An 11,040-nucleotide genomic window follows, 5' to 3' on the forward strand; every position below is an offset into this window, starting at 1 on the left:
ACTCATGATTTTAATTAGACGTTATGTTGAATCTGATGCAATAGAAACGTGGGGCATCTTCTTTAATACGGTTCGCAATATCAACTCGCGAGACTACTCTGAACAACAGGTAAAGGCATGGGCACCTGAATCATTTGATTTTTCTCTTTGGCGAAAAAGGATGGATAGCATTAAACCCTTTATTGCTGAAATTAACGGTGTGGTGGTGGGTTATTCTGATTTACAGAGTGATGGCTTTATTGACCATTTCTTTTGCCACCATGAATACCAAGGTATGGGGGTTGGAAAAGCATTGATGACCCATATTTTGAATTGTGGCAGTAAAAAAAATATTCACCGTTACTATTCAGAAGTCAGTATTACCGCAAAACCTTTCTATGAACATTTTGGTTTTAAGGTAGTAAAAGCGCAAAATGTAGAAATAAGAGGGCAGACATTAACAAATTATATAATGGAAAAAATTAGCTAGTGGATGGTATCTGGATAGGGTGCTTAATTGAGGTTGTTGTCGAAGATAGTCAGCAAGTAGGTGTCCCTGCTGGTGGACGGTACCACCAATGTGATGGCTCAACGATCCCGCCATTTTACTATTCATTAAAAGAGAAGTGTCCTAGTCTTAAGCATCCCAATATCCCTGTTGTTGATATTGCACCGAACATTAAGAAGTACACGTTCTTTTCGAAATTTATAATGAACATTATGTCAAATGGCCAATTATGGTTTTGATACTAGTATATGGCGGCACTAGGTGAGTAGAACTATTGTTTCTTGGAAAAGCTAAGGGCAAAATTGATTATCCTCCAAATCGTTGCCAGTACTGTTTATTTCAACAAAATTTCCGGAGGGGTTATTACAAGCCTTATTCCGCTTTATCTCGTTGTCGTTAGAGTCACCAAAAGAGAAACCGTTAGTATTATCGTTGGCTAGGTTTTTCCTCAGTTCGTTATCATCGGATCGACTAAAACCAAAACCGAAGACGTTACTGGTGGCTGTGTTTTCCTTTAGCTTGTTGTCATTAGAACCCTCCACCAAGAAACCGACGAAACTACCTATGGCTGTGTTTTCTCTCAGTTCGATATCGTGAGAGTTACCCACAAAGAAACCGAACTCGCCGCCAGTAACCGAACTTCGTTTAATTCTATTTCCATGAGAGTCAATTACAATGATGCCTTCTCCTCCTCCAGATACAATAACATTACAGTTCTTAACGCGGACGCCTTTCTTATCAATTAGAGAGATACCTATACTGCCAGTGTTTGTACTGGTATTGACGGTGAAACCAGCGCAGTCCAGAGTAACATTGTTTACGACTATCTCGATCTTACCTATATGATCCTCGGTCAGAACTGTGTCAGTCATTATTGATAGTACACTGCCAGCGACACTTACCGACGACATCATCAAGCTAGAAAGGAGTATTAAAGAACACCTTACATTAGTCATTCTTTTTGTCTCTTTGATAATGCAGATTATTGTAGTGTAGTAAAAAGCTAATGGTCTAAAGGGCAGTCTCACCTCAGTCTTAAGAATGAGTCTCTCGCATGAGAATCTCAAGAGACGCAGGGAAACGTAGAGTACAGCATTTGCTAAGATCTGAGCGGGCTTATTCCACCAATTGGGGCTTTGTTGCAACACTTCCATAATTATCTAAAAAACAAATTTAATTAGAATAAAATTTTACGATTGATTTTTTGGAATGGTTTGGCGCTTGTAAGTTATTGATATTAGGTTCTGTAATAGCGATTACAGAATGCCATAACAGTATAATTAGGAAGCGTTGAAACAAAGCCATCATCCAAAGAGGATGAGCAACCTGATAGGTTGCTTCGCCCTTGGCATTATCGGTTGGTAGAGCGTGCGGCAATACGGAAAAAGGAACGTCTCAGAAACGGCGATGCAACGCTACAAGAAGATAATCGGCAATACATTACACAGCAGAAAGATTGAAAACCAGTCAAAGGAAATGTTACTCGGCTGCTCTATTTTAAATCGCTTTACTCTGCTCGGGATGCCCAATAGCTACCGAGTCGCCTAATCGTATCAAAAGACCACAAAGTTTTAGTGTTGCAACAATGCCATATCGACCCAATCTCAATCACTCTACAATCCGCAATGAGTTGAACCTGTATAAATAGATTGGCCATGATAACTGAACTCAGTGTTAATGGAATAATTGAGCGTTATCTGAGCGTTTCAATAAAGCCACATTTAAAGCTAATAGAGCGAAATTCATACATAAGTGAGGGGCGATAGCCATACAAGTTGCTGAATTTAGCTACACTTTGAACATACTTGTAATAACAGTCAGCTACAGCTGTAAGGATACGTGCTATGCCGGTCGACTCCGAAAGTCCGCTAGGTCGTGAGCCAGAGCAAACAGCGCAATCAGTACTGAATGTCATTAAAGAACTAGTTAAAGAACTGCGGCAAGGGCAGGAACCCCCCTGAGCCGATTCAGCTCGATTGTGATTTTGACCGTGATCTGGGGTTTGACAGCCTTGCCCGTGCCGAGTTGATCCAACGTATAGAACAGCTGTTTAAGGTAAACCTGCCCGATCAAACGCTGGCAGTGATAGAAACACCACGGGATTTGTTACGGGAACTGCTTCACGCAGAGAGCCAGGACACAGCTTTAGTGTCTGAACAAATTATCAGGCAGATTAAGCTCGGGGCCGTCGAATCCGCGCCTGAACAGATGGAGACCCTGCAGCAAGTCCTTGACTGGCATGTGAAAGAGCATCCTGACCGTCCGCACCTTTATGTTTATCAGAATGCCGATCAGGTAACAGAGATCAGTTACCGGGCATTGCGGGATGAAGCATTGCGGATTGCATCCGGGCTGGTGAAGCAAGATGTTGAACCCGGTCAGTGCATTGCCATTATGCTGCCGACCAGTAATGACTATTTTTACAGCTTTTTCGGGATACTGTTTGCCAGAGCCATTCCAGTTCCTATCTACCCCCCGGCACGGCCTTCACAGATAGAAGATCACTTAAAGCGCCATGCCCGTATTCTGCAAAACTCTCAGGTGCGTATCCTGATCACAGTCTCGGAAGCCAAGCCGCTCTCGCAATTGCTTCGGCTTCAGGTGCCTTCTATTCAAGCCGTGGTCACTGTTCCTGAGCTAAGGCAAGCCGCCTCCGGACCGCTCTCTACGGGTGATGCTCAGAGTTCGGATATTGCCTTTTTACAGTATACATCTGGCAGTACCGGAAACCCCAAAGGAGTAGCTTTGACGCATGCCAACCTGCTTGCTAACGTGCGGACTATGGGCAGAGTCGTGTGCGCCGATTCGACTGATGTTTTTGTCAGCTGGCTGCCGGTATACCACGACATGGGGTTGATTGGTACCTGGTTCGGCAGCCTGTATCACGCTATCCCCTTAGTGATCATGTCGCCCTTGTTGTTTTTGTCCAAACCTCAGCGCTGGCTGTGGGCGATACATCATCATCGCGGTACTTTGTCACCGGCACCCAATTTTGCGTATGAGTTATGTATCAACAAAATCGACGATGCCGAGCTTGAGGGATTAGATCTCAGCACCTGGCGGCTATCATGGAATGGCGCTGAGCCTGTCAGCCCGAGCACGATACGTCGCTTTACTGAGCGATTCGCTAAATATGGCTTTCGTCCCGAAACCATGTCACCAGTTTATGGATTGGCAGAATGCTCTGTTGGCCTGACCTTCCCGATCAGTGTGCGTCTTCCCCTTATTGAGCGTATCAGACGTGAGCCAATGGAGCGTTTGGGCCGGGCGATTACGGCAGCAGCAGATGAGACGGATGTCATGCAGATAGTGGGCTTAGGTCAGCCGCTGCCGGGACACCAGATCCGTATTGTTGACGAATTTGGCAGGGAGTTACCGGAGCGGGAGGAAGGAGGGCTGGAGTTTAAAGGGCCTTCCGCTACCCAGGGGTATTATCGGGATCCGGAAAAGACGCAACAGTTGTTTCATGGTGAATGGCTTGATACCGGAGACCGAGCCTTTATGGTTGGTGGCGAGCTGTTTATTACCGGACGGAGCAAAGATATTATTATTCGTGCTGGTCGAAACATTCATCCCCACGAACTGGAAGAAGCGGTGTGCAATATTCCGGGGATCCGAAAAGGCTGTGTCGTGGCATTTGCCAGTCATGACAGCCATTCCGGCACTGAGCGGTTGATTGTACTGGCGGAAACACGTGAAACCGACAAAGTGCAGCAACAACGACTACAGCAGGAAGTAAACAACCTTTCTCTGGATCTGCTGGGTAGTCCCCCAGATGAAGTGGTGATCGCACCGCCTCATACCGTACCTAAAACCTCCAGCGGCAAAATTCGTCGCGCAGCATGCAAAGATCTTTACGAGCAAAATAAACTCGATGCCCGGCAACGTGCCGTGTGGTGGCAGACGCTTTGTTTGATGATGGCAGGAATAAATCCTCAGCTGAGGCGCTACTGGCGAATAGTTTCAGATTTTAGTTATGCAGCTTACATGTGGCTGGTTATGGCCGTCCTTGCGCCATGTGTCTGGTGCCTAGTTGCGGTCGTTCCCAATAAACGCTGGTGCTGGTCGATTGCCAGGCTTGGCGTTCGCTTACTGATCTTGTTTACAGGAACCAGGGTAACGATGAAGGGGAAGGAAAACCTGCCTGATAATACCCCCTGTATCTTGGTTGCTAACCATTCCAGCTATCTTGATGGGCTGATAATGGCGCTGGCAGCCCCGATAGAATGTAATTTTGTTGCCAAGGCGGAGCTATTGAAAAATCCTTTCGCCCGCATTTTTCTGTCCCGGCTGGATACCGAATTTGTTGAGCGTTTTGATATGCAAAAAGGTGTGAACGATGCCCGGCGGATAGCGGCCAATGCAAGGAACAACCGCTCCCTGTTCTTTTTTCCCGAAGGAACCTTATATCGAATGCCCGGACTTCACGAGTTTCATATGGGGGCGTTTATAGCTGCGGTCGATGGTGCTCTGCCTGTCGTGCCAATCACCCTTTGTGGTACACGCTCAAAACTGCGTGGTAAATCTCTATTTCCCAGACGGGGAGATATCAGCGTGACGATTGGCAAACCGCTGACTCCACAAGGGACTGACTGGAATGCAGCCCTCGCTCTGAGGGATCAGGCCAGAGCTGAAATTCTGAGCCATTGTGGTGAACCGGATTTGGCACACATAGAAAAGTAAGATTAAAACCACGCTGATCAAAGTATTTAACGTAATGAGTGTAATGAGATATTTTTGAGGCTTTGTTGCAGCGCTAAAGCTGATACGGTTAGCCGACCCGGTAGCTGTTGGGCATCCTGAGGGGCTTTGTTGAAACGCTCAGATACTGAGTCAGTTATCATGGCCAATCTATTTATACAGGTTGGCTGTTCAACAAAGCCCTTCTGAGCTTAAAGAGAGTGAACTAGCGTCTTATTTGGCGGATATTTTTCATGAAAACGCGAGTGATAAAAACTCAAGCGTTGAAAGAATGAAATAGTCAGTGCTAAACAACACTGACTATTGAATGAAGAGTGACCGTTGATATTTATTGAATCTTTTTGTGCTTTTGGTGAATCATTATTTTTCGGTTGATGAACGCCATTGAATGTTTTTTCCATTGCTTAGTATTGCCAAAATTGCACCTGATGGTAGGTGTTTGGTATTGGGTACTGTCAGTGGCATAGCGTGTTCAGAGAAGTTGGCTATAATTTTGCTGCCATCACTAAAAGTGCTTTGCTGTAACAGCCCTTGTTTATCGAGCCATTTGAAATTAACCAGTGCTTTATCCCATAGCTGTTTATGAATAGGAAGAAAGCCGCTTTGATAGTGTTTAAGTGCCTGTAAACGAGGTTCATTTATAGTGTTCGCTTCATCACGGCTTAAATGAACCATTGCTGGCGTGTTGTAGAGCATAGCAATCAAGTCTCGCTCTATTTGCACGTTGCTGAATTTTAGGCTGTCGCTGTGCCAGTGGTGGCTGTTAATCAACTCATCATGAAATACTGTTTGATATAGAGGTATTCTATATTGCGGTGCAAACAGTAGCGTTTTGTATGGTTCTTTGACTTGGGCTGACTGAAAGAAAAAAGCAGGCTTCTGATCTGGATACCAAGCACCTAAATAATAGGGAGACTGACGATTACTCTTCATATCGGGATCTGTCCAACCAAAACCCAGAGTTTCCATACCATGTGCAAAGGCTATTCCCTGAGTGGTTAAAGCGTTGCCATCTTCTGATCCTAATAGCACACGCTGATCTGTAGCGATCCACTGCATACGTGCGTTAAACGCAGCGAGCATATCTGTCTGATTCATCCCACCACTTGAGTCACTGTAATCTTCACGTGCCATTGCTGTAGCATCGACATCTAGAAATATACTGTTAAAGCGCCCGTAATTAATTACGTCTTTTATGCGATTTTCTACGTAATCTCGGTGGCAACTTGGATTCAGATATACACCATTGCCACGAAATCCTTTTTGTTGATCTCCGTTGGCTTTTTCAATCGCACACTCTTCGCGCATTGCTTGTGGTAGTTGTGCTGTAAGCCAAGCGTCATTAACCCCAGGGGCAATTGCAGTATTGTAGGAATCATAAACCCCCACAAGATACCCGGTTTTCTTGGCTTGCTCTACGACTTCGGGTTGATAAAACGCAGGCATCCAATTATCTAAGCCAAGCCAAAGTTTCTTTAAGCCAACTTTTTGCAGGTTCGTGATCATATCTTTTGAAATAGCTTGTCCCCAGCGGTCGGGAGATATCAAATAGCTTCTCGCCTGTATTGCTAGCCAAGCTTTACGTTGCTGAGCAGCTTGGTACTGTTCCTTAATACCGTTGTTACCCAGCGGATGGTCAAGGGCTGGCATGGTATTATTGATTGACTGGTTTATGCTCTCAACCAGTAACCGTTTATGGTATTTACTAAGCCAATCTTTACCTTGATGAAGCGATTTGAGCTCTTTCATCGATTCTTTAGACGGTGTAAATTGCGGTTGATTAAAGTACCAATCTTTTAGTCCCCACCAATCCAGAACATCTTCAACAGCAAGCACGTCACGACCAAACAAATAGACATGACTCGCTCCAATTAATTTCTCTACTTCTGGGTTATCAATACGTTTTGATGAAAGGGGCTGAGCTTGCTGATGGTTAATACGCCACTTTCGGTATTCTTTTGCGCCCGCTAATGGTTCATCACCAAGGGATATTTGTACATTAAAGGCTTGTGAGCGATTAAGGGGCGTGAAGAAATGCGCTGCTTGCATGTCTAATAATATATTGCCTGCTTGCTTAGATGGGGTGAAATGCAGTGTGTTGTTTGTAGCTGTTACGAATTGGTAACTGACAAACTGGCCATTTTGCTCTGTGGTCCAAAATGGCATTTTAAGATCTTGTGTGGTGTTAGATCCTGAATATTCAGCGCTTAAGTAGTTTATCCATGTTTTGTTATCAGTTGGAATACGCATGCCTTCGTTGAAAGGGATCAGTAAAGTTTGCGTGGCTTGCTCTGCTAAATCAAACCAGGTTAGTTTGATTGGCTGATTACGTTTGATGATTGTTTTCTTGTTAGCCGTAAAAGCCAGATTTAAGCTTTCATTAAATGTTGCTGCTACCTCAATGTTACTGGGTTTAAGGAGCCAGCGAGCCTGATTTTCGCTGGATTGCACAAGCTGAATTGTGTGTTGTGGTTGATCGTTAATCGAAAGGGCGGCTTGGTTTATTGAGAGGTTGTGATTTTGTTTGCGCCAACTAATCTGCAAATTATCAGTATCTATAGAGATTTGCTGATTATTTTGGATAAGTTGTATATCTGCGCTGTGGACAGAGAAACTGATAACACTTGCTAAGATCGTAAATAAAAATTTTGGCTTTTTCATGGTAACTATTCCGTTTGGATTTACGCTTATTACAGAGCAAATCCAATGTCGTTTTGTCACCTATATGTCTCTATTCTCGAAATAGGCAAACTAAAGCGCTGAATATATTCCACTTTCACTTCGCCTTGGTATTCAAATTGGCTGACTACAGCACTTAGCCATGTCGCGTTGCTAGGAGTGGCTGCTGGGCGTTTTGCCGCATATTGTAAATTGTTATCAGTTGCGGCTGATGTAATTGGCATAACAGGTGTTAGCTGCATTGAAATATGCTTACCTATCTGGTTGTATTGTTCATCAAACCATTGCCAATTCATCACGGCTGGTGCACAAGCTATTTTATTTTCTGGTGGTGTGACAATGAATGATTTTGATGTTTGATCTGTACTCTGCCGAACCCATGTAGTGTTTGTGAAAGAAGAAATGACTAGCGGATAGCGAACGTTATTAATCGATAGTTGGTATATTCCTGCCTTTGGTGTACTCAATAAATCGTTACTTTCAAATTCAATATACTCTTCGGTTGGCAGGGGAATATTGGCAGTGACAAGTAACGTATTATTTTCGTCAAATAACTCTAAAATAAGAGGTTGCGTGACTTGTTCTGTTGATATTTTTATCTGATAACCCTGATTGTTCACACTATTTTTATTGATAAAAGAGACATCGATGTTGGCTGGTAAACTCACTGAGCTAATCAGTTGCTTTCCACATTGTGTTTTACTCAATACCGCATCTTTGATCGGTTGCCAATAGTGCTCATTGATCTGATTTTGGCTCAAGCTGAGTTGAAGTTCTTGCCAAGCAAGCAGCGTTTGATCTGCAGATAAAGCTGAATAGCTCGATTGCAGTGGGGTATCAGCAAACCAGTTGTCAGCTTTAGCGTGAGTGATTGGGTTAATAAATAGGCAGCTCAGAAGTAATGAAACCAGTTTATTCATGACGCTTTCACCAAGCGGTAGCCAACACCACGTAACGTTTCTATATGAATACTAGGTAATTTTTGACGGATGCGTAAGACATGGTTATCTACGGTTCTAGTTGTTGGGAAGGCTTGATAACCCCATATTTTATTCAGTAGTTCTTCACGATGGAAAACGCGCCCTTGGTTTTGAATCAACATCAGTAGCAATTGAAACTCTTTAGGTTTGAGTTCGACTGCAGAGCCATTATCGGTTAACGCTCGATTTGATACATCAATCTCTATTTGTTGATAGCGAACAGAGCTATCACCTAGGGGACGAAGTTGGGCACAGATTCGCGCCAATAATTCCTGATGAGAGAAGGGTTTGACCATATAGTCTTTTGCACCCGCCATTAATCCTTCAATACGTTGTTTGACCTCGATTTTTGCGGTAAGGATGATTACAGGCAATGCCTTTAGCATAAGCCATTGCGGTAAAAGTGTAACACTGTCACCTTCAGCTAGTTGACGATCAAGGATAACCAGATCAGCACGGTACCAGTGTGTCTCAATATTTTGGATGTTAGTGAGCCATTTGCAGGCAAAACCTTGTTGTATAAGATATTCACTTAATCCTTCACCAAGTAGCTTATCGTCTTCAATTAATAAAATTTGGTTCATAATGGTAATTCCAAAATACAACGTGTTGGCTTACGTTGGCAGATAAGCTTGCCACCCATTTGCTTCATAAGGCGAGAGACGATAACTAGACCGATCCCCATATTGGTTTTACTCATTGAAGGGCTAACAAGTGTTAACCAGCGTTGAGCGATACTCGGGAATTCACCCTGATCAGACACTTGAATTCGCAGTACTTGATCAACATGAATATCGATAGCGACGTTACCTTTACCATGTTGCTGAGCATTTTTTATCAGGTTCTCGAGACAGATCCCAAGCCAATAGTAGGGTAGGTTTAATTCTGGATCTTCGTTCAATATGTAATCCAGTGAATATTTTTCTAAATAGTGATCTAACCAGTCAGAGAGATAAGCGCTTTGATGTTGAAATTGCTCTTCAGGTTGAGAACTCAAATAGCCCTTACTGGTTTCTGCTAATTGAGCCAGCCTTTGGTGGTCTGCCATTAAGCGCCAAACCGTTTGCTGTGTGTTGTCACTTAACTCATCAAATTGCTCGCGAAACATCTCTACGGTAAAACCTAAACTGGTAATTGGTGTTCTTAGCTCGTGTGTTAGAAGCTGGAGGATAAATTGTCGTTCTTTTGCATTTTGTCGTCGTTGGTAAATATTACGTGTTATCAAAAATGCAATAGCTAAAGCCAAAAAAACCAAGATCCAACGAGTTAGTTGAGGCTTTGGTATCGCGACATTTAAACAAATGTTGCTATATCGAAATGAACAAACTGCGGCTGTGTTGTCTGTTATCGCTAATTTCATCGAATGTGCAAGAGGCTGCCATTGATTGGCGTCGATGGCTTTCCACCCCGAGTCATTGTTTAACCATAGTGTGCTCTGTTCGGTAATGTAAGCTCGATAGCCTGATAACAACGCATCGACTCCTTGAGGAGAAAGCTCTGAAAGTAAAGCGTGCAACGGATGCTCTTGGTTAGCGAGCGTTAATTGCCTTCGATGCTGAGTTAAAAAAAGTTCACGATGCGGTTTATCAAGCGAGGTTAGGTATCGGTCTGCGTAACTGCCGCCAGCCGGGTGAAGCAAGGCCTTATTATCAAACCAATTATTTGCTAGTGACTTTTTTTGGCAAAGCGCCAGTTCAAATTCGATAGCATCTTGTAATGCAGCTTTGGTAACTAGGGGCTGATTTTGTTGGCATTGATCATCTATTTGCCACAGCTGCTGTATTTCCTGCCAGTGGAATTGGCTGAAAATAGGGTACTGACTGCTGCTGAGAAGTAGTGATTTAGGGTAGCGGTTAATGTCGGCTTGGCTAAGGTTTTGCTCTGGTGAGAGCAATCCTGCTTGCTGATAAAACTGTTGCCATAACGTTTGAAGGTTTGTTGCATTATCTTGAGCAATAGCTGATGAAGCGTTGATACAAAAGACAACAAGTAAGCCTATAAGTTGAAAGCGATTCATAGTGTGAATAATGGTATTCCTTTACAACATATTGATTATAATCGGAGTTATTTGAATTGCGCCATGTTTTTTTTTGAATGCCACACACATTAAAAATACTGTATTTTACAATTATGATTGTTAATTAATTTTAAAGATACAAAAAAGATTCAAGAAAATGATGCTCAATGTAGATT

General features: G+C 43.3%; 10 protein-coding genes and 1 pseudogene. 5 read left to right on the forward strand and 6 right to left on the reverse strand.

Going from position 1 to position 11,040, the window contains the following annotated elements; genetic code table 11:
• Positions 1-4: 4 nt before the first annotated feature.
• Positions 5-469 (forward strand): GNAT family N-acetyltransferase, encoded by a 465-nt coding sequence (locus C9J48_RS26210; RefSeq protein WP_006229405.1) that lies wholly within the window; start codon positions 5-7, stop codon positions 467-469.
• On the forward strand, positions 469-726 hold the full coding sequence (locus C9J48_RS26215) for a hypothetical protein (RefSeq protein WP_006229404.1): 258 nt from the start codon (positions 469-471) through the stop codon (positions 724-726). The genes C9J48_RS26210 and C9J48_RS26215 overlap by 1 nt, the downstream gene beginning before the upstream one ends.
• 51 nt (positions 727-777) lie before the next feature.
• On the opposite strand, the gene C9J48_RS26220 is transcribed toward C9J48_RS26215, so the two are convergent.
• Complete coding sequence (locus tag C9J48_RS26220) at positions 778-1,359, reverse strand: NosD domain-containing protein (protein WP_165481761.1); 582 nt, start codon at positions 1,357-1,359, stop codon at positions 778-780.
• Between the two features lie 1,123 nt (positions 1,360-2,482).
• Here C9J48_RS26220 and C9J48_RS28315 point away from each other — a divergent pair.
• Positions 2,483-2,539: pseudogene (locus C9J48_RS28315) on the forward strand (hypothetical protein); the annotation flags it as partial.
• Between the two features lie 96 nt (positions 2,540-2,635).
• Positions 2,636-5,170, forward strand: coding sequence for an AMP-binding protein (locus C9J48_RS26225; RefSeq protein WP_242610799.1), 2,535 nt, complete (start codon positions 2,636-2,638; stop codon positions 5,168-5,170).
• A 26-nt stretch (positions 5,171-5,196) separates the two neighbouring features.
• Here C9J48_RS26225 and C9J48_RS28320 read toward each other — a convergent pair whose 3' ends face one another.
• Positions 5,197-5,331: a hypothetical protein gene (locus tag C9J48_RS28320; RefSeq protein ID WP_006229400.1), complete on the reverse strand. Its 135-nt coding sequence runs from the start codon at positions 5,329-5,331 to the stop codon at positions 5,197-5,199.
• A gap of 20 nt (positions 5,332-5,351) precedes the next feature.
• On the opposite strand from C9J48_RS28320, the gene C9J48_RS28465 reads away from it, so the two are divergent.
• Complete coding sequence (locus tag C9J48_RS28465) at positions 5,352-5,468, forward strand: DUF7661 family protein (protein WP_423212730.1); 117 nt, start codon at positions 5,352-5,354, stop codon at positions 5,466-5,468.
• 80 nt (positions 5,469-5,548) lie between these two features.
• Here C9J48_RS28465 and C9J48_RS26230 read toward each other — a convergent pair whose 3' ends face one another.
• Genes C9J48_RS26230 through C9J48_RS26245 form a run of 4 tightly spaced genes read right to left on the reverse strand, consistent with a single transcriptional unit; the run spans position 5,549 to position 10,864 of the window.
• Complete coding sequence (locus C9J48_RS26230) at positions 5,549-7,849, reverse strand: glycoside hydrolase (protein WP_006229399.1); 2,301 nt, start codon at positions 7,847-7,849, stop codon at positions 5,549-5,551.
• 56 nt (positions 7,850-7,905) lie between these two features.
• A complete protein-coding gene (locus tag C9J48_RS26235; protein WP_006229398.1) occupies positions 7,906-8,787 on the reverse strand; it encodes a DUF2861 family protein in 882 nt (293 codons plus the stop codon).
• Positions 8,784-9,431 carry a response regulator transcription factor gene (locus C9J48_RS26240; RefSeq protein WP_107281291.1) on the reverse strand — a complete coding sequence of 216 codons (648 nt, stop codon included), beginning with the start codon at positions 9,429-9,431 and terminating at the stop codon, positions 8,784-8,786. Before C9J48_RS26240 ends, C9J48_RS26235 begins: the two co-directional genes overlap by 4 nt.
• Positions 9,428-10,864: an ATP-binding protein gene (locus tag C9J48_RS26245; protein ID WP_006229471.1), complete on the reverse strand. Its 1,437-nt coding sequence runs from the start codon at positions 10,862-10,864 to the stop codon at positions 9,428-9,430. Before C9J48_RS26245 ends, C9J48_RS26240 begins: the two co-directional genes overlap by 4 nt.
• Between the last annotated feature and the right edge of the window lie 176 nt (positions 10,865-11,040).

This window comes from Photobacterium profundum (assembly GCF_003026285.1).
GTDB lineage: Bacteria > Pseudomonadota > Gammaproteobacteria > Enterobacterales > Vibrionaceae > Photobacterium > Photobacterium profundum.

Bases quoted from the DNA above. Each gene is read 5' to 3' on its own strand.
- C9J48_RS26210 (WP_006229405.1), top strand. From the start codon at position 5: ATGATTTTAATTAGACGTTATGTTGAATCTGATGCAATAGAAACGTGG.
- C9J48_RS26220 (WP_165481761.1), bottom strand. From the start codon at position 1,359: ATGACTGACACAGTTCTGACCGAGGATCATATAGGTAAGATCGAGATA.
- C9J48_RS28320 (WP_006229400.1), bottom strand. From the start codon at position 5,331: ATGATAACTGACTCAGTATCTGAGCGTTTCAACAAAGCCCCTCAGGAT.
- C9J48_RS26230 (WP_006229399.1), bottom strand. From the start codon at position 7,849: ATGAAAAAGCCAAAATTTTTATTTACGATCTTAGCAAGTGTTATCAGT.
- C9J48_RS26235 (WP_006229398.1), bottom strand. From the start codon at position 8,787: ATGAATAAACTGGTTTCATTACTTCTGAGCTGCCTATTTATTAACCCA.
- C9J48_RS26240 (WP_107281291.1), bottom strand. From the start codon at position 9,431: ATGAACCAAATTTTATTAATTGAAGACGATAAGCTACTTGGTGAAGGA.
- C9J48_RS26245 (WP_006229471.1), bottom strand. From the start codon at position 10,864: ATGAATCGCTTTCAACTTATAGGCTTACTTGTTGTCTTTTGTATCAAC.